This is a genomic window from Achromobacter sp. RTa (assembly GCF_000757485.1).
Taxonomy (GTDB): Bacteria; Pseudomonadota; Gammaproteobacteria; order Burkholderiales; family Burkholderiaceae_B; genus Achromobacter.
The window spans coordinates 133,954-151,974 of the sequence record NZ_JPYO01000002.1; the positions used below are offsets into that span (position 1 = coordinate 133,954).

The following is an 18,021-nucleotide window of genomic DNA, read 5'->3' on the forward strand; positions in this document are numbered from 1 at the left end:
CGGACGCCGCTAGCGGGCCAGGTCAGGGCTTGGCCGGTTCGGCGCTTTCGGTCGGCCAGTCGCGGATGTAGGCCTTCAGCATGTTGTTCTCGAATTGCTGGGCCGCCACGATGGCCTGGGCCATGTCGTAGAACGAAATCACGCCCATCAACGTGGGGCCGTCCATGACCGGGATGTAGCGCGCGTGCTTTTCGAGCATCAGGCGCTGCACTTCCTCGGCGCTGGTGTTGGGCGACACGCTGACCGGCGCGTCGTCCATGATGGAGCGGATCGTGGTTTCGCCTGCGCCGCCATGCGCATGCATGTGCCGGATGATCTCGCGGAAGGTGAGCATGCCGGTCAACGTGCCGAATTCCATGATCACGAGCGAGCCGATATCCTGCTCGCTCATCGTTTGCACGGCCTGGGACACAGGCATGTCGGGCGACGCCGTATAGAGCGTATCGCCCTTGACGCGCAAAATCTCGCTGACCTTCAACATCGGTTCCTCCTGGGCGGACTACGCCCGAATGCTATTTACTATTTCTTGTTCGCTTCCAATTGCAATATGGGAGCGATTCCATTTTCAGTATTTTGCGCTTCTCCGCAGACTTCTTCCAGCGTGGGCGTATTTTGCTGGGAAATCACGGCCGAGGCGACCCGCAGTATTTCCGGATCGTTACGGACCCGGGACTGCGTCCGATCCAGCAGGAAATGGTCCACGACGGGCGCCATCGAGGTTTGCCGGGCGTCGCAGGTAAGCACCCAGTTCTCTTCGGGCGTGCGCGTCGCCAAGCCCATGCCGCTCAGCGTTTCCAGCACTTCGTTCAGCTCGTCCTGGTGCAGCCGCAATTGCGAGGCCAGGATATTGGCGGGCAATCCTGGAGGGTTGGCGGCTTGGGCCTTGCGCAAGGCGCGCAGGGCATCCAGGGCGTCGACGAAGGGCGCGCCGGGGTAGCGGTTGATTTCCCAGCGGCCCAGGCGGATCAGCGGCGCGCTGGAGGCCAGCGTGGCGCCCAGCAGCACGGCCAGCCACGACAGGTAGATCCAGAGCAGGAAGATCGGCAGGGTGGCGAAGGTGCCGTAAATGACGGTGTAGGTGGGGAATCGCGTCAGGTAATAGGCGAATGCCGACTTCATGATTTCCAGCACGATGGCCGTCACGCAGCCCCCGATCAGCGCGTCGCGCCACAGGACCTCGCGGTTTGGGACCACGACGAACAGCGCGGCAAATCCCAGCGCGGTCAGTACGAGCGGGATGAACGAAATGGCGACGCTGACGATTTCGGGCACGTCCCGCACCAGCCCCAGCGACTCGCGCGCCACGAACGAGGTGGCCCACAGGCTGGCGCCGGCCACGACCGGCCCGAGCGTGATGAGCGCCCAGTACACGAGCGCGCGCTGCCGCAGCGGTCGCTGGCGCGACACGTGCCAGATGTCGTTGAATGCCTTGTCGATCGTCATGATCAGCAACAGCGAGGTGACCAGCAGGAACGCGCCGCCGATCGCCGTCAGGCGCGAGGCCTGGCGCGCGAACTGGTTCAGGTAGTTCATGATGTTGTCCGAGACGGACGGGGGCATCAGGCTGTTGGTCAGGAAATCCTCGAGCGCCACGCGGAATTCCTGGAACACCGGAAAAGCGGTGAACAGGGACAGCACCACGGCCAGCATGGGCACGATGGCCAGCACGGTCGTGAAAGTGAGGCTGGAGGCGACCTGAAGCAGTTTTTCTTCACCGGCGCGCTCGGCCGTGAAGCGGACGACGCGTCCGACCCTCGCGCCCCATGAAGAGCGCGATGTCGAGGGCTCGGTGGCCGCCGGCGCGGCGGCGGGCTCGGCGGGGCTATTCATCAGGCGATAATAGCAGCATGAACCCTGAACTCAACCCCCGCTTGCGCCTGCTGGCCTCGGTTTCGCTGTTTGCCCTGATTGTGCTTTGCGTCACCTGGGAGACCGTGGTGGCGCCGGTGCGGCCCGGCGGTTCCTGGATGTTGCTGAAGGCCTTGCCGCTTGCGTTCCCGTTGCGCGGAATCGTGCGCGGCAATATCTATACCTATCAATGGGCGTCCATGCTGTCGCTGCTGTACCTGATGGAAGGGGCCGTGCGCGCCATGTCCGACCCGGCCCCGCTGTCCGTGGGGATGGCTTGGGGGGAGATTCTGTTGTCGACGGTCTTCTTCCTGAGCGCCATTTTCTATGTGCGGCCCGCCAAGCGTGCCGCCAGGAGACAACGCGCATGAGCGCCCATTCGCTATCTGACCTCCGCGCCGTCAATTCCTTTGCCGGCCTGCCCGCGGCGTTCCATACCCGGCTGGCGCCCCAGCCCCTCAATAATCCGCGCCTGCTCCGCGCCAATGCCGACGCCGCGCGCCTGATCGGCCTGGATCCTGCCGTCCTGGACACGCCGGAGTTCCTGAGCGTGTTTTCCGGCGCCCGGCCGCTGCCCGGCGGCGACACGCTGGCGGCGGTCTACAGCGGTCACCAGTTCGGCGTCTGGGCCGGTCAGCTGGGAGACGGGCGCGCCCATTTGCTGGGCGAGGTCGAAGGGCCGGAAGGCCCCTGGGAATTGCAGCTCAAGGGTTCCGGCATGACGCCATATTCGCGCATGGGCGACGGCCGCGCGGTATTGCGCTCGTCCGTGCGCGAATACCTGGCCAGCGAAGCCATGCATGGGCTGGGCGTGCCCACGACACGCGCTTTGGCGCTGGTGGTTTCCGACGATCCGGTCATGCGGGAGACCGTCGAGACGGCCGCCATCGTGACCCGCATGTCGCCCAGTTTCGTGCGCTTCGGCTCGTTCGAGCACTGGTCGTCGCGCCGCCAGCCCGATCAGCTCAGGATCCTCGCGGACTACGTCATCGACCGCTATTACCCTGAATGCCGCGAGGCCCAGGACGACGCCGCGTCCATTCTGAACCTGCTGCGCGCGGTCACGCGCCGCACGGCCCGGTTGATGGCGGACTGGCAGGCGGTGGGGTTCTGCCATGGCGTGATGAATACGGACAATATGTCCATCCTGGGCCTGACGCTGGACTACGGCCCCTACGGCTTCATGGACGGCTTCCGCCTGGGACATGTCTGCAACCATTCCGATACGGAAGGGCGGTATTCATGGAACCGCCAGCCGTCGGTGGCCCTGTGGAACCTGTACCGCCTGGGCGGCAGCCTGCATGCGCTGGTGCCGGACGTCGACGGCCTGCGAGCCGTGCTGGACGAATACGAGCCCGTGTTCACGCGCGCTTTCCATGAGCGGATGGCCGCCAAACTGGGGCTGGCCGCCTGGGGCCCGGATGACGAACCGCTACTGGACGATATGCTCAAGCTGATGGACGCCAACCAGGCCGATTTCACCCTGGCCTGGAGGCGGCTGGCCGATGCGGTGTCGGGGCAGCGCAGCGTGTTCGAGGATTTGTTCATCGACCGCCCGGCGGCCGCGGCCTGGCTGGACCGGTTGCTGGCGCGCCACGCGCAGGACGGGCGGCCCGAGCCCGAGGTGGCCGAGGCCATGAACGGCGTCAATCCTCTGTATGTGTTGCGCAATCACCTGGCGGAAGAGGCGATACGCGCGGCAAAAGCGGGCGACGCCAGCGAAATCGATACGCTCTTGAAACTGCTGCGCAATCCGTACGTGGAGCAGCCGGGCCATGAGCGGTATGCCGGATTACCGCCCGACTGGGCGGGCAGCATCGAGGTCAGCTGCTCTTCTTAATATCGCATCAATCCAAAAGCAATTTTTCGGCGATTTACGCGAAAATGACGGTTTAGCAAAGGAATATCGCAGTTTTTTTCACTGCAATCATTCGTTTCCATTGTAAAAGTCGTAAGATTGTCGCCAACGGGACACCCCGGGGGCCAAGCGTCCGCGGGGCATTTGTCGATACTCTTGAATATAAAGCACTCTAAATATGGCTGGCGCAGATGGTTTGCTGTGTATCGGTCTGCTTGAGGATGACGCCGACTTCCGGGAGGAATTGGCGTTAGGCTTGGGTGGCTACGGTTTTCGGGTGGCATTTGCCTGTGATAATGCGGCGGCGTTTTATCGCCGGTTGCAGGAGCAGCCCTGCGATATCGTCATTCTTGACGCTCATCTTCCCGGCGAAGATGGTTTTTCCGTGGCAACCCGGCTGCGCGCCTTGAGCCCGGTCGGGATCGTCATGCTGACGGGCCGCAGCGCCCTGGAAGACCGGGTGCGCGGCCTGGAGGGCGGCGCCGACGTCTACATGACCAAGCCCGTGGACCTGCTGGAACTCAGTTCGGTCATCCGTAGCCTGGCCCGGCGGATGCGCCTGGCCAAGGCGCCGCGGCCCGCGGACGCGGAAACGCGAGCGTCGGCGGACAGTTCGTGGTCCCTGCAGGATGGCGGCTGGATACTGGTCGCGCCGGATGGGGCGTCGCTGCATCTCAGCGCCCAGGAGCGCACTTTCCTGGTTGCGCTGATGGACGCGGCCGGAAGCGCGGTCAGCCGGCAAGTCCTGGCGGAATTGTTCCTGCCCGACAGCCCGGGCGGTTTTGAATTGCGCCGGATCGACGTGCTGGTCAGCCGCCTGCGCGCCAAGGCGCAAAGCGCCGGCCTCAAGCTGCCGGTGCTGTCGGTGCGCGGCCAGGGTTACGTGTTTGCCGCTTGATCCGATTGCGGGCCGTCTGCCGCCGGCGCGTTAGACGGTAGTGTGACGACAAAGCGCGTGCCTACGCCGACTTCGCTTTGCATCGTCAGCGAACCGCCCTGGTTCTGGCAGATGCGCCGGGCCAGGTAGAGGCCTATCCCCATTCCCTGTGTCTCGCGGTGCGCGGCGCGCCGGAAATGCGGTTCGAAGATCCTGGTCTGTTCTTCTTCCCCGATGCCCGGGCCGCGGTCGGTGACGGCGACCCAGGCCATCGGGCTGTCGCCGTCGCGGCCCTGGCCCGTCTCGATGCGGACTGGCTGGTTGGCCGGCGAATACTTGATGGCGTTGTGGATCAGGTTGCGCACCACCACGCTGGTCAGGGGGCGGTCGCAATGCACGGGCAGGGGGCCATCGGCCTGCAGGATCAGGGCATGGGCGGTGTCCGGCTGCATCGAGGCCACAACGTCCCGCGCCAGTTCCGCCATGTCCGTTTGCTCGCCGCGCGGCATCCAGGCCTGTTCGCCCAGCCTGTCCTGGTTCAGCAGCTGATCCATGAGTTCGGTCATGCGGGCGACCGAACGGTGGATGCGCGCCAGGCGGCTGCCCACCGCCTCGCTGCCGTCGGAGAGAATCATGTCCAGCGATTGGGCCGCCGCGCTGACGGTGGCGAGCGGCGCCCGCAGCTCATGCGAGATCAGCGCGTTCATCTGGCGTTGCGTATCGAGCGCGCCCGCCAGTTCGGCCAGCCGCAGTTCGCCTTGGGCGAGGTGCTCCGCGTCGGCGGGCGCGTGATGGCCGCGGCTCGCCAAGGGTTGGGGAAGCGACGGCCTGTTGATGGCCTGAAGCAACAGGGCGCTCGATACCAGCAGCAGCCGCGCGAGTTCGAACGCGGTGCCCGCGCCGCTGGAGGGCCCCAAGGCATCGTGCGCCAGCATCCATGCCGAAACACAATACGCGAGAGCCAGGGTCAGCGTTGATGCGTTCCCGGGCGCCTTGCGCGCGGCGCGCGACAGGAGCCAGCCGGCCAGGAAAACGCTGGCGGCGGCGCAGGCGCCCGCGATGGCGGTGGGGATCATGCCATTGCCCGGCTCGTAGGCGAAGATCAGGGCCAGCGCCATGACGACCGCCAGCGAGCCGCTGGCCCAGCGACAGGCCGTCGCCAGCCTGGAGCTGGCGGGCGGAACCGACAGGAACGGGACGGTCAGGGCGAGCAGGGCGGCGTAGGAGCCTGCTTGCAGCGCGCCGGGCGGCAGTAAAGAGGGCGTGGCGCGGAACAGGCCTTCGATCAGCATGAACGCCAGGCCCGCGCCGTGCATGGCATTGCGGGTGGCCGCCCAGGCAACCGCGCAGACCAGGGCGCAAGCCATCGCCACGCCCGCGGTCAGGCCCAGGTGGATATCTTCATAAGCGGCGCCCGGCGCGTAGGCCAGGGCGGCGGCGGGAAAGAGCAGGGCGTACAGCATTAGCCCCAGCTGCGGCAGGAGAGCTTGCCGCCCGGAGTGCGCCCGGCGGGCGCCGCCGCTGTGGCGAAAAGGCCCGCGGATGCGAAGAAGAGATCCTTCCGTCAACTAGAAACCCATGGATGTTCGGATGCGAGGTCGTGAGCCTGGGCGAAGTTTACGCCAGCGCCGCGTATGGCGTGGACGCCCAGGCCCTCCAGGATATTCTGCGTCGCGATATCGGGCACGTCTTCCGCGTATACGGCCATGTGCAGCGTCGTGGCCGTAGCAACCACCGTGGCGGCCAGGTGCCTGCTGCCGGGGCTGTGCAGCAGGCCGGTAATGAAGCCTCCGCTCAGTTTCAGGTACGAGAGGGGAAACTGGTGCAGGCGTTCCATGGCGCCGAACTGCTGCGACAGGCGCGCCACGCCGACCCGGCTGCCGGCGGCCGTGGCGATGCCGCAAAGCTGGTGCAGTTCGACTTCCTGCTCGATGAGCGCCGCCGCGTCGACCTCGATGATGAGGCGGGCGGTCAGGGAGGGGCGGTCGGCCAGCATGCGTTCCAGTCGGGTCAGGAACGAGGGTTGCGCAAGCGAGGCCAGCGCAATGGGCACCGCGAGCGTGCCCGTTCGAGAATACAGCCAGTCCAGCCCCAGCCGGATGGCCTGCACGTCGCATTCCGCGGAAAGCCCGAGCCGGACCGCGGGCGGCATGAAGATGGACGCGGGCACCGGATCGGCGTCGGCGGTGTCGTGCAGGGTCAGGCTGGCCTCCTGGTGCAGCAGGGCGCCGGACAAATCGTGCAGCGGCTGCACGGCCAAGGAGAAGCGGTGCTGTTCCAGCGCCGTGACCAGGGCGTCGTGCCAACTGTATTCGCCGATATGGGTGCTGTCAGGCGCGCGGTTGGCGGGCGTGACCTGATCGTCGTCCGCGCTTTCGGCGCACATCAGCGCGTGATCCAGGCGCGCGAGGGTCTCGCTCATGTTGTCGCCCGGCGCATAGGTGGTCATCGCCATCGCCCAGCGGCACCAGCCATGCTTGTCCATCGGCACGCGCAGCGAGCGCAATTCGCGCCTCACCCGTTCCGCCAGCAGGCCGGCCTGCGGCGCCGACGTGCGGGGCAGCAGCAATGCGAAGTCGGAGCCGCTCAGGCGGGCGATGAAGGCGGCCTGTCCGCCGAATTCAGCCACCAGCTTGTGCAGCCGGTCGGACGAGGAGCGCAGCCATTGATCGGTGAAGGCGCGGGAAAGGTGCCGGTTGATCTGCGCCAGGTCGCGCTGCCGGAACATCAGGAGATGGCCGCCCGCCTCGGATTCCTTGTCCGTCAGCGCCTGCCTGAACTGTTCGACGAAGTACCGGCGGTTGGGCAGGCGGGTGACGGGGTCCCGGTAGACTTCGCTTTGCAGCGATTCGATACGCGCGTTCTGCTCTTGCACCGTGGCGGCCACCATGCGTTGGGCATCGGCCAGCGCCTGCTCCGCGCCGGCCGCCGGGCGCCCGCCGTCCGAAGCCGTGTCGTTGGCCGGCGCCGGCGCGCGCGGGCCTGCGCCGGTATCGCGCGTGGCGTGGGCCTCCAGGCGCCGGATCAGGTTCAGGGCGAGCAATATCCAGAGAAGCGCCGCGGCCAGCGCCAGGCCCAGCAGTCGCACGCCGCCTTGCCAGAGCGTGTTTCGCGCCTGCCGCGAATCCGCCTGGACCGTGACAGTGCCGCGCAAGGCGCCGCCGGCGTCCGTGTAGGGGCGCGATACAAGGGGCGCTTCCATGTCCAGCCAGGCGTTGCGCCAAGCGCGCTCCCTGGCCGGCGCGTCTTCAGGCCGGGCTTTCCGTTCAAGGCCCGGATTTCCTTGTGCATCCGTGATCCGCACCAGCGCGTACTGGCCGCGCGTGAAAAACTCATCCGCCAGCGCGGCCTGTTTTGCGAGGGCTTCGCCGGATGGCTGCGACAGGGCCCAGGCAAGCATGGCCGCGCCTTCTTCGCTGCGCTGCGCCAGTTGCGTTTCCAGGTACCGGTGCGCGGCCATCATCCCCAGCGCCTGGGCGCCAAGCAGGACGAGGCCGACCAGGAGGGAAGTGAAGAAAAGTAGCCGGCGGAAAGTGGACATGTATTTGAAGGTTCCCTTCCTGCCCGGCGCGGCGCCCCGGGCGCGGGCTGCCCGGTGTCCGGTCAACGGGGCATCGAACAAAGGAGCGTCCGACAAAACCTGGATAAGAAACGTGACACACGTTACTAATACATCAGCCGTGCTGCCTGTACTGTAATTCTACATGTCACATAACGTACAGAATATTACTAAATCCGTGCCGAGATCGGACAAGCTGTGCAATTATTTCGGTCCCGGTTGCTTTTCAAGCGAGAACAGCGAGATGGGCGTATTAATTTTTCCGGTTCGCCTGTCGTAGTAGTAAGGACGAAGCATGCCGCAAGAGGCCGGAGAATGCCATCCATGGCCGTCTTTGCCGCTTGCGAGCACCCGAAGAACTGTAGGAATACAAGGAAAAAGAGGCGCGTTGCCTCTGTAGTGTGGCGTTTTTTTGCGAAACTAATGCATAATTTAAAAAATGTTACAGCCCTTGGGTTCCATCCCGAACCGCAACGCCGGGGGCTTATGGATAGGGGGCTCCGTGCGTGAGAGTTACCTGCTCGCACTGTGCCTGGTGCTGGCGGTCGCGCTTGTTGTGATGTGCCTGATCTTCGCGCGCAGGGAACGCCTGCTGCGCCGCCGCCTTACGTGCGATGAATTGACGGGGGTCCTCAGCCAGCAGGAACTGCATCGGCGCGCGCGCGCCTGGCTCGGCACATCCGGCGAGCGCTCGCGGCGCGGCGCGTTCTTCCTGGTGGGTTTCGAGCAGTATGCCGAGATCAGCGCCATGCTGCGCGCGGGAGAAGACCAGGCCTTGCTGGTGCAGGTGGGCAGCCGGCTCAGTCTGATCGCGCGCGCCCTGGGCGGCATGGTGGCGCGCACGGGGGCCGACGCCTTCACGGTCTGCGTGCCGGAGGTGGACGAGGAGGGCGCGGCGCAGGTGTCGGCCAAGCTCCTGGAAGACCTGAGCGCGCCCTACCAGCTGGGCGGCCGCCCGCTCATCGCCGTGTTCCGCGTCGGCGCGGCTTTGTATCCCGAACATGGGCGCAGCGTGGAAGAGCTGCAACGCTGCGTGCAGGTGGCCCTGGTGCCGCTCAAGGAGCGCGGGGGGCCCGGCTGGAGCCTGTTCGATTTCCGCATGCTTGCGCACCAGCGCGACAGGCAGGGCTTGGAAAACGACCTGCGGCTGGCCCTGACCACGCCGGCCATGGAGCAATTCGAACTGTATTACCAGCCGGTCTGCGACAGCGCGACGGGCGTGGTGCAGGGCTGCGAGGCGTTGTTGCGCTGGCATCATCCCGTGCTGGGCAGCGTATCGCCCGCCGTGACCATCGAACTGGCCGAGCGCAGCGGCCTGATCGTGCCCTTGGGGGCCTGGATCCTGGAGCGGGCTTGTACACAGGCCGCGCAGTGGCCGGCGGCCTGGCGCGTGCATGTGAATCTCTCGGTCAAGCAGATGAACGAGGACGGCCTGGTCGACCTGGTGTCCACCGTGCTGGCGGGAGCCCGCCTGGCGCCGCGCAAGCTGGTGCTGGAAATCACGGAATCCATCTTCATCCTGCACTACGAGCAGCACGTGAAGGTATTGAACGCGCTGCGGGCCAAGGGCATCGGCGTGGCGCTGGACGATTTCGGCTGTGGCTATTCCAGCCTGAACCACCTGCGTTCCCTGCCCATCGACTGGGTCAAGATCGACCGTAGCTTCATTTCCGCCCTGGAATCGGATGCTGGCAGCCGCGAGGTCGTGTCCGCGCTGTTCGGGCTGTGCCAGGCGATGCACCTGCCCGTGGTCGCGGAAGGCGTCGAAACCGAGGGTCAGCGCGAAATCCTCAAGTCCCTGGGCTGCAGGGTCATGCAGGGATTTCTGCTTGGGCGCCCGGCGCCCGCGTCCGAAATCCAGGCTTTGGCTTCGGCGGTGTCATAATCGGGGTTGCTCGCAAACCCGACCCGTTGACTCCTTATGCCCGGCAACACCCTAGGTACCCTCTTTACCGTCACCAATTTCGGCGAATCCCACGGACCGGCCATCGGCTGCGTCGTGGACGGCTGTCCTCCGGGCCTGGCCCTGGACGCCTCCGACATCCAGCTGGAGCTGGACCGCCGCCGTCCGGGCACCTCGCGCCACGTCACGCAGCGCCAGGAAGCCGACCAGGTCGAGATTCTGTCGGGTGTGTACGAAGGGGTGACGACGGGCACGCCGATCGGCCTGCTGATCCGCAACACGGATGCGCGCAGCAAGGATTACTCCAACATTGCCGACACCTTCCGCCCTGGCCATGCCGATTACGCCTACTGGCGCAAGTTCGGCGTGCGCGATCCGCGCGGTGGCGGACGTTCGTCGGCGCGCCTGACCGCGCCCACCGTGGCCGCGGGCGCCATCGCCAAGAAATGGCTGGCCGAGCAGTATGGCGTCAAGGTCCGCGGCTATATGAGCCAGCTCGGCCCGGTCGCGATTCCCTTCGAATCCTGGGACGAAGTCCCCAACAATCCGTTCTATGCCCCCAACGCCGGGGTCGTCCCCGAGCTCGAGGCCTACATGGACCAGTTGCGCCGCGACGGCGACTCGGTCGGGGCTCGCATCGAGGTCGTGGCGGAAAACTTGCCCGCGGGCTGGGGCGAGCCGATCTACGACCGCCTGGATGCGGACATCGCGCACGTGATGATGGGCCTGAATGCGGTCAAGGGTGTGTCCATCGGAGCGGGCTTCGATTGCATCGCGCAGCGCGGCTCCGAACACGGTGACGAGATTACGCCCGACGGCTTCCTGACCAACCATGCGGGCGGGGTGCTGGGCGGAATTTCCACCGGCCAGCCGATTACCGTGTCGCTGGCCATCAAGCCCACCTCCAGCATCCGGGTCGAGCGCCGCTCGGTGAACCGCGCCAACGAGCCGGTCATGGTGCAGACGCTGGGCCGCCATGATCCCTGCGTGGGAATCCGCGCAACGCCGATTGCCGAGGCCATGCTGGCGCTGGTGCTGATCGACCACGCGCTGCGCCATCGCGGACAGTGCGGGGACCCGGTCTGATACGCTGACGTTTTTCGAATACCCCCTGGAGGCCGACATGATCCGGAAACGTTATCTGCTGCGCAACGCGGGCGCCGCGCTGGCGCTGGCCGCCCTGGCCGGTTGCACTGGCATGAACACCACGCAGTCCGGCGCGGTCGGCGTCAACCGGACGCAGTACATGTCGAGCATGGTGCCTTCGCAGGCGCTGGAGCAGGAGGCCACCCAGCAGTACGCCGACATCCTCAAGGAGGCCCAGGCCAAGGGGTTGCTGGACCGTAACGCCCAGCAAGTGGCGCGGGTGCGCGCCATTTCGCAGCGGCTGATCGCGCAGGCGCCCGTGTTCCGGGCGGACGCCTCCAGCTGGAAGTGGGAAGTGCATGTGTTGTCCAGCGACGAGGTCAACGCCTGGTGCATGCCGGGCGGCAAGATCGCCGTCTACACGGGCCTGATCTCCAAGATCAAGCCCACGGACGACGAGCTGGCGGCCGTGTTGGGCCACGAGATTTCCCATGCGCTGCGCGAGCATGCGCGCGAGCGGGTATCGCAGCAGATGGCGACCAATCTGGGGCTGTCCGTGCTGTCCATCGCGACCGGTTCCAGCGTGGCGTCCGATCTGGGGGGCCAGCTGACCAGCGTGATGTTCACGCTGCCCAACAGCCGCACGCACGAAACCGAGGCGGATCGCATGGGCGTGGAGCTGGCGGCGCGCGCAGGGTACGACCCGCGGGCCGCCGTGACACTATGGCAGAAAATGGGGGCGGCGGAGCAGGGCAGCGCGCCTCCCGAAATCCTTTCGACCCACCCCTCGGCGGCCTCGCGCATCAGCGATCTTCAGGCTGCGGCGCAGCAAGTGCTGCCGCTCTACGAGCAATCCAAGGGCAAGGCCGCGGCGCGCTGAGCGCGCCCGCGGGAACTGGGCCCGCCTAGGTTCCGCTTGCGGCCGTTTTCACGCCCGGGCCACGCATGATGCCGATGCCCAGGTTGGCCAGGATCCGCTGGGTTTCGGCGTCGGGCACGTCCTCGGCATACACCGCGATTTTCAGCTTCCGGGCCGTTTCGAGCACCGATGCGGCCAACTGCTGGCTGCCGGGGCTTTGCGACATGCCGCCCACGAAGCCGCCGCCCAATTTCACATAGGACAGGGGCAGGGTGTGCAATTGTGCCACCGCGCCGAACTGCTGCGCCAGGCGGCGCACGCCGATATGCGCGCCGAACTCTGCGGCGACGCGGGCCAGCGTGGCGATCTGCTCGTGGCACTCCACCAGGCCGTGCGCGTCGACTTCGAGGTACAGCCGGTGAGCAAGCGGCCGGTGCTCCGTCAGCAGCAGCGCCAGCTGGCGGAAGAATTTCTGGCCGCGCAATGAGGGCAGGGCCACCCGCACCGCCAGCTCGCCAGGATGGGCAGCCAGCCAGTCCAGCCCCAGGCTTACCGCTTCCAGGTCGCAATCCGCAACCAGGTCCAGGCGCACGGCAGGAGGGATGAAGAGCGTCGCGGGGATCGGCTCCTCGCCGGCGGCGGTGCGCAGCATGAGCATGGCTTCGGTGCGGACCGTGCCGCCGTCCGCGGCCAGCAGGCGCTCGGTGGAGAGCTCGAAGCGATGATCTTCCAGGGCGGACTGAATGGCGTCCTTCCAGGCGCGCTCGCCGGATTCCGAAGGCGATTGCATGTCGGTCGCACCCGCGATCACAACCTGGTCGTTGCCGGCGCTTTCCGCCCGCATCAGCCCGAAGTCCAGCCGTGCAAGCACAGGGCCGGCCTGATTTCCGTGGCCATAGTCGGTCATGGCTTGCGCCCACCGGCAAAGGTGTCCTTCGCCCACAGGGATGCGCGAGGCGTGCAGGTCGGCCCGCACCTGCTCGGCGACCATCATCGCCTGCGGCGCCGCGCAGCCGGGCAGCAGCAGGGCGAAATCCGATCCATTCAGGCGCGCCAGGAGCGGCGCGGCCACATGCAGGCGCTTGAGCGTGCCATCGATACGTTCGCACACCGCCCGCAGCCATTGGTCGATGAACTCGCGGGGCATGTGGCGGTTCAAGTCCGCCAGGTCGCGTTGGCGGAACACCAGGATATGGCCGCCGTCCATGCTGCGGCCGGCCACTGCCGGCGGCGTCTCCAGCGCGCGGCGGAATTCGTTGACGAAGTACTTCCGGTTCGGCAGGCCGGTGACCGGATCCTGGTTGAGTTCGACCTCCAGGGATTCGATCTTGGCATTCTGCTCTTCGACGCTGGCATAGACGCGTTCGCGGGTCTGGTTCAGGGCCTGGACCACGCCGGACAGCTCGGGCACGCGCGCTTCGACCTGCTCGGACGGGGACTCTTGGCCGATGCCGCGCACGTGATCGCTGATCTCGCGCAGCAGGCGGTTCTTGATCCAGCCCACCAGCAGGAAGGCGAACACCGCCCAGAGAATTCCCGCGCCCACCACCAGCGCAATCATCTTAAGGCTGCTGCGCCACAGGGCTTCCCAGGCATAAGCGTCATTGGCGACCAGGGTGACTTCGCCGATCTGGCGCCACCCGTCGCTGACCGCGTGGGTGGCCGGTTCCGCGTTCAGCGGAGCCAGCGTCTGGAACCAGGCAGGCACGGATGCCGCCGTGGCCGTGGAGCGGCGCTCGATGAGGACCTTGCCTTCCGGGTCGGCCAGCCGCACCAGCGAGAAATGCCCCCCGTCGTACAGGGCCGATACCAGCAGTTCCTGGACCACGGGATCATTGTTGGCGGGTTGCGAGAGCGATAAGGCCAGCGATACGGCGGCGTCGGTGCTCTGCACCTGCAATTGGCCGGACAGGTACTCTCGGGCGGAGTTGACGCTGAGCGCCAGCGTGCCCAGCAAAATGACGCCGATCGCGAGGGTAACGCTGAGCAGTAGCTGTCGAAGTATGGACATGGTGTTGTTTCCGGAAATCAGGGGCGCACGCCTTCCCGTTCCATGCGTTGAAGTAGATCGCGCCAGCGGCTGAGGCGATCAACCGGGGCGGCGGGTTTGCCGTCAACATATACGCCGTCGGCGTTGAAACTGAATACCGGCGTCAGGTCGCGGCGCTGCGTGGCCGGCAGGATGGTCGATATCAGGCTGTCTAGCACCAGCGGCACGGCGTTCGGGGTTTCGTAATAGCCGAGCACCATGTGGGCGACCTGGCTGCTGCTGGCGGCGCCGCCGATGCGCGCCCGCACGTAGATGAAACGCAGCTTGCTGGCCGGAACCCCAAGAGCCAGCAAGGAGAAATATTTGCCGATGACGTAGTCTTCGCAGTCGCCCGCGCCTTTGCCCAGCGATTCCAGCGGCGTGGCCCAATAGTCGGCCTGCTTCCAGATCGTGACGTCCTCGCCGGACAGCAGGGCCCGGTTCCAGAAGTCATTCGCCAGGGTCAGGGTTTCCCGTTCCTGGGCGGGCGGGGGAGCGCGCATCAATTGCAGCCAGCTCGATACCGCCTTGGCTCCCTTCGCGCCATACCGGCTGGCCGACAGGCTTTGCAGCCGGTCGGCGTTCACTTCCAGGGCGGAGCTGCCGCCCCAGCCGCAAGCCAGGCATAGCAAAGCCAATCGGCACAGATTCAGCGTGCGTCGGTAACGGCGGGTCGATGGCATGAAGCGGATTTTCACATGTTTCTGAACGTTTCTGGTGAAAAGTCCAAAAAAATGAGACGCCCGGGGAGGGCCCCGCCGGGCCCTTCCCCTATTTGCTACGGCTTAGTTGTGGTCGACGTTCAGCTTCCCCTTCTGCAGCAGGTCATTGATGACGGCCTGGTTGTTCATGAGCTGGCCGTTTTCGTCGTGCATCAGGTCGACGTTCTCCAGCACGATCTTCTGGTCCGCACCCTGGCCGATCTGGCCCTTGGTGTTGATCTCGAGGATCGTATTGTTGGAGTTGTCCGGATCCTGCTTGAAGTTCAGGTACTGGCTCAGGTTGCCGTCCTTTTCGCCCACGAGCAGGTCCTTCAGGTCCAGCACGTCGCCGCCGTCGGCGACCAAGGCCTTCGAGAAGTCCTTGATCGTGTCGATCGCGGGCTGCGCGGTGGTGCCTTCGTCGCCGAGCTGCCACTTGAAGGTGTCGCTGCCGCCGTCGCCCCACAGCGTGTCGTTGCCCTTGCCGCCGATCAGCACGTCGTTGCCGGCGCCGCCGTGGAGCTCGTCATTGCCGGTTCCGCCATAGAGGAGGTCGTTGCCGTCGTCACCCCACAGGATGTCGTTGCCACCCTGGCCATAGATGATGTCGTTGCCCGAGCCGCCGTGCAGTTCGTCGGTGCCGCCTCGCGTATCGCCCTGGACATCGAACATCCCGTGGTTGTCGGAGATGAACTTGTGCAGGTCGGCGTCCGTCGGCTGCGTGCCGTTCTTGAGCAGCAGGAACTGCTTGAGCCCATCCAGGCCCGCTCCATCCGCCAGGTCGGTCGGCTTGGCCGGATTGCCATCCACGCCCCACGGCAAATGATCGGTATTGATCGTGTCGCCGAACAGGATGTCGTTGCCGTCTCCGCCGAAGATTTTGTCGTCGCCGACAGGAGCCAGTTCGTTGGTCGTGCTGCCGCCAACGAGAGCCGACTCCAGATCCGACGGGTTCAGCACGACCTGCGAGTTGTCGGTGCGGCCCGTGGTGTACGTGCGGATGTTGTCAATGTCCACGCGGAACGCGCCGCTCGAACTCTTGTCGTTGAGGATGAACTGGTACAGGTAGTCCCCAGGGCCGTAGATGCCCACCGTCTTGGTATTGGCCTCGGTACCGGACTCGACTTCCTTCCATTCCGAACCGTTCCACTTCAGCAGGACCCACTTGAACGTGTCGGCGGAATTCTTGTTCGCGACGGATGCATCGAAGCCGAATGACGCACCGGCAGGGTTCGTTACCGTGATCTTGTCGGAGTCCCTCATGGTGACGGTGAACGCGTTGCCATCCGACGTCGTATCCGAGATACGCATCTTGTAGCTGTTGTTGTTGTTGCCCGTCCGCGTCACGGTGCCGTCGCCGTCCTTCTGCCAGTTTGCGACATTGTTCGCTCCAGTAGGCGAGTTTCCGGAGAAGTTCACATAAACCTCGCCGCCAGTGGTGAAGCGGCCTCCGGTGTTGTCGTACTTGTTGAGCGTGGAGGTGGAGACGCCCGAGCCGATGCCGATGCCGTGCACTTCGCTGACGCCAGCCAGGGAGTTGAACTCGGCGTCGCGGTCGTATCCAAACCACCCTTCGGAAGTGGGTTCGCCGTCCGTCAGGAAGAACGTCAGGTTCTTGTACGCGTTGCCGTTGCTGTCGACCGTGGGCTGATCATCGAACCAGTCCTTGGTTTCATGGAAGGCCGCGCCATATGGCGTGCCGCCACCAGCCTTCAGATCCAGCAGGATGTCCACCATGTCGTCGACATTGCCGGAGTTCAGGCCCAAGATCTCCTTCTCCAGCTTGGCGCCGCTGTCGGCGAAGGAGATCAGCGACACGTTGATGGTGCCGTCGTGGATGGCCAGCTGATTCTCCAGCAGCGCCTTGAGAGCCTTCTTGGCGGTCTCGAGGCGTCGCTCCTGATTGGAACCGCTGCCCCAGTAGTAGTCCATCGAACCCGACAGATCGAGCACCAGTGCGATGTTGTAGCTGGTGCCGGGGGTCACGTTCTTCAGCATGCCGCCCTGGTCGCCCAGCAGCACGTCGTCGCCCGAACCGCCCTTGACGGTGTCGTTGTTGTTGCCGCCACCCGTGAATTGGTCCACGCGCAACTCGAACGTCTGCTGCTCCGAGGTGTCCTGGCCGCCGTTGGCGGTGCCGCCGGAATCCTTGACGCGGAACTCGAAGGACGAGCCGGCGTTTTCACCCACGTTGGTGGCGTCGGGGCGGAACACCAGCTTGCCGTCCGTGAGGTCCGCAACGCTGATTTCCTGGCCCTGAGTCACCGGCTGCCCATCGATGAGCAGCGTGCCGCCGGACGGCAGGGAGTCGATGATCACCGACTCCATCGAATGCCCTTCCACTGGGTCGGAGAACTCGAAGTCGTCCATGTCGAACACGTAGTCCCGGCCCTCCGTCACGTTGCCCGAGGCATCCGCCGAAACCGGGGCGTCATTGACGGGCAGGACGTCGATGTCCAGCGTGGAAGAGGTCGTTTCCGAACCGTCCGTCACGGTATAAGTGATCTGCGGGACGTCCCCGTTCCAGTTTGCATCAGGCGTGAAGACATAGCCGCCGTTGGCATTCACGACGATAGTGCCGATGCCGGCAATAGTCGCCGTCTGGCCCGCATCGTACTTCGTGCCGTTGATCGAGAACTCGGTGACGGACAGCGCGTCGTTGTCGGCATCCGTCGCGCCCGTAAGCACGTTGCCGCTGGCGATCTGGTCTTCCAGGATCTGATTGATGTGGGTCTCGAGGACCGGCGCTTCGTTCGTGCCGTTGATGGTGATGACGATCACCGCTTCACTGATGTCGCCGTCGGCATCGGTGATGGTGTAGTGGATCTCCTCGGTCAGGGTCTGGTCGTTGCCGAGCGCCCGGACCGCGGCCAGGCTATTGTCCAGTTGGTACGACCAGGTGCCGTCGCCATTGTCGATCAGGGTGCCGTACTTGGCGTCGCCCGCCGTAATGGTCACGGTGCTGGCGTCGGCGCCCAGCGTGTCATTGGCGAGCACGTTGCCAGTGATCGCGCCGGTGGCGCCCTCGTCGACCGATGCCGTGTCGTCCTCGGCTTCAGGCGCGGTGTCGATGATCTGGATGACCAGGTCATCGCTGTGGGTCTGGCCGGCGAGGTCCTTGACCGCGACCTGGAAGAGGTCGCGCACGGAGTCGTCGCCCGCGCTGTGGTCGTCGGCGCCGCCGGTCTCCTGGTAGGAGTAGGAGATGGTGCCGGTGGCCGCGTCGTAGCCGGTGATGCTGAGCACACCCTTGCCGGTGGTGATGACGACCGGATCGGCGGCGGTGGCGCCGGTGACGTCC

The 18,021-nt window shown here is 65.5% G+C and carries 13 protein-coding genes; 6 read left to right on the forward strand and 7 right to left on the reverse strand.

Annotated features, from left to right (window positions below; genetic code table 11):
* Nucleotides 1-22: 22 nt before the first annotated feature.
* Both JL37_RS01590 and JL37_RS01595 read right to left on the reverse strand, forming a co-directional pair.
* The gene (locus JL37_RS01590) at nt 23-481 is read right to left on the reverse strand and encodes a CBS domain-containing protein (RefSeq protein ID WP_043541508.1); all 459 of its coding nucleotides are present in this window, start codon (nt 479-481) and stop codon (nt 23-25) included.
* A gap of 38 nt (nt 482-519) precedes the next feature.
* Entirely contained in the window at nt 520-1,830 is a 1,311-nt protein-coding gene (locus JL37_RS01595) for a YihY family inner membrane protein (RefSeq protein WP_043541509.1), read from the reverse strand.
* 17 nt (nt 1,831-1,847) lie between these two features.
* On the opposite strand from JL37_RS01595, the gene JL37_RS01600 reads away from it, so the two are divergent.
* The 3 genes from JL37_RS01600 (at nt 1,848) to JL37_RS01610 (ending at nt 4,604) form a co-directional block, all read left to right on the forward strand.
* Nucleotides 1,848-2,219 (forward strand): DUF2069 domain-containing protein, encoded by a 372-nt coding sequence (locus tag JL37_RS01600; protein WP_043541510.1) that lies wholly within the window; start codon nt 1,848-1,850, stop codon nt 2,217-2,219.
* The gene (locus tag JL37_RS01605; protein ID WP_043541511.1) at nt 2,216-3,688 is read left to right on the forward strand and encodes a YdiU family protein; all 1,473 of its coding nucleotides are present in this window, start codon (nt 2,216-2,218) and stop codon (nt 3,686-3,688) included. The genes JL37_RS01600 and JL37_RS01605 overlap by 4 nt, the downstream gene beginning before the upstream one ends.
* Before the next feature lie 196 nt (nt 3,689-3,884).
* Nucleotides 3,885-4,604, forward strand: a complete 720-nt coding sequence (locus tag JL37_RS01610) for a response regulator transcription factor (protein ID WP_043541512.1) — start codon at nt 3,885-3,887, stop codon at nt 4,602-4,604.
* Here JL37_RS01610 and JL37_RS01615 read toward each other — a convergent pair.
* Together JL37_RS01615 and JL37_RS01620 are read right to left on the reverse strand one after the other, a co-directional pair.
* Nucleotides 4,586-6,046, reverse strand: coding sequence for a sensor histidine kinase KdpD (locus JL37_RS01615; RefSeq protein ID WP_052096742.1), 1,461 nt, complete (start codon nt 6,044-6,046; stop codon nt 4,586-4,588). The genes JL37_RS01610 and JL37_RS01615 overlap by 19 nt on opposite strands.
* A gap of 101 nt (nt 6,047-6,147) precedes the next feature.
* Nucleotides 6,148-8,124, reverse strand: coding sequence for an EAL domain-containing protein (locus JL37_RS01620; protein WP_043541513.1), 1,977 nt, complete (start codon nt 8,122-8,124; stop codon nt 6,148-6,150).
* A 577-nt stretch (nt 8,125-8,701) separates the two neighbouring features.
* On the opposite strand from JL37_RS01620, the gene JL37_RS01625 reads away from it, so the two are divergent.
* From JL37_RS01625 to JL37_RS01635, 3 genes are read left to right on the forward strand one after another with little or no spacing between them, the layout of a single operon-like run.
* A complete protein-coding gene (locus JL37_RS01625; RefSeq protein WP_369798511.1) occupies nt 8,702-10,027 on the forward strand; it encodes a putative bifunctional diguanylate cyclase/phosphodiesterase in 1,326 nt (441 codons plus the stop codon).
* Nucleotides 10,028-10,063: 36 nt separating this feature from the next.
* Complete coding sequence (gene aroC, locus JL37_RS01630; RefSeq protein ID WP_043541515.1) at nt 10,064-11,131, forward strand: chorismate synthase; 1,068 nt, start codon at nt 10,064-10,066, stop codon at nt 11,129-11,131.
* 37 nt (nt 11,132-11,168) lie between these two features.
* Nucleotides 11,169-12,011, forward strand: a complete 843-nt coding sequence (locus JL37_RS01635; protein WP_052096744.1) for a M48 family metallopeptidase — start codon at nt 11,169-11,171, stop codon at nt 12,009-12,011.
* Between the two features lie 25 nt (nt 12,012-12,036).
* On the opposite strand, the gene JL37_RS01640 is transcribed toward JL37_RS01635, so the two are convergent.
* The 3 genes from JL37_RS01640 to JL37_RS01650 all read right to left on the reverse strand — a co-directional run.
* On the reverse strand, nt 12,037-14,001 hold the full coding sequence (locus tag JL37_RS01640) for a LapD/MoxY N-terminal periplasmic domain-containing protein (RefSeq protein ID WP_043541517.1): 1,965 nt from the start codon (nt 13,999-14,001) through the stop codon (nt 12,037-12,039).
* A gap of 17 nt (nt 14,002-14,018) precedes the next feature.
* Nucleotides 14,019-14,702 (reverse strand): transglutaminase-like cysteine peptidase, encoded by a 684-nt coding sequence (locus tag JL37_RS01645; protein WP_052096748.1) that lies wholly within the window; start codon nt 14,700-14,702, stop codon nt 14,019-14,021.
* 102 nt (nt 14,703-14,804) lie between these two features.
* Nucleotides 14,805-18,021 (reverse strand): Ig-like domain-containing protein (locus tag JL37_RS01650; protein ID WP_043541521.1); only part of this gene is annotated, 3,217 nt, incomplete at its 5' end.

What these genes read in the sequence shown, in the direction of transcription:
- JL37_RS01590 (WP_043541508.1), bottom strand. Translation starts at nt 481, where the DNA reads ATGTTGAAGGTCAGCGAGATTTTGCGCGTCAAGGGCGATACGCTCTAT.
- JL37_RS01595 (WP_043541509.1), bottom strand. Translation starts at nt 1,830, where the DNA reads ATGAATAGCCCCGCCGAGCCCGCCGCCGCGCCGGCGGCCACCGAGCCC.
- JL37_RS01600 (WP_043541510.1), top strand. Translation starts at nt 1,848, where the DNA reads ATGAACCCTGAACTCAACCCCCGCTTGCGCCTGCTGGCCTCGGTTTCG.
- JL37_RS01605 (WP_043541511.1), top strand. Translation starts at nt 2,216, where the DNA reads ATGAGCGCCCATTCGCTATCTGACCTCCGCGCCGTCAATTCCTTTGCC.
- JL37_RS01610 (WP_043541512.1), top strand. Translation starts at nt 3,885, where the DNA reads ATGGCTGGCGCAGATGGTTTGCTGTGTATCGGTCTGCTTGAGGATGAC.
- JL37_RS01615 (WP_052096742.1), bottom strand. Translation starts at nt 6,046, where the DNA reads ATGCTGTACGCCCTGCTCTTTCCCGCCGCCGCCCTGGCCTACGCGCCG.
- JL37_RS01620 (WP_043541513.1), bottom strand. Translation starts at nt 8,124, where the DNA reads ATGTCCACTTTCCGCCGGCTACTTTTCTTCACTTCCCTCCTGGTCGGC.
- JL37_RS01625 (WP_369798511.1), top strand. Translation starts at nt 8,702, where the DNA reads ATGTGCCTGATCTTCGCGCGCAGGGAACGCCTGCTGCGCCGCCGCCTT.
- aroC (WP_043541515.1), top strand. Translation starts at nt 10,064, where the DNA reads ATGCCCGGCAACACCCTAGGTACCCTCTTTACCGTCACCAATTTCGGC.
- JL37_RS01635 (WP_052096744.1), top strand. Translation starts at nt 11,169, where the DNA reads ATGATCCGGAAACGTTATCTGCTGCGCAACGCGGGCGCCGCGCTGGCG.
- JL37_RS01640 (WP_043541517.1), bottom strand. Translation starts at nt 14,001, where the DNA reads ATGTCCATACTTCGACAGCTACTGCTCAGCGTTACCCTCGCGATCGGC.
- JL37_RS01645 (WP_052096748.1), bottom strand. Translation starts at nt 14,702, where the DNA reads ATGCCATCGACCCGCCGTTACCGACGCACGCTGAATCTGTGCCGATTG.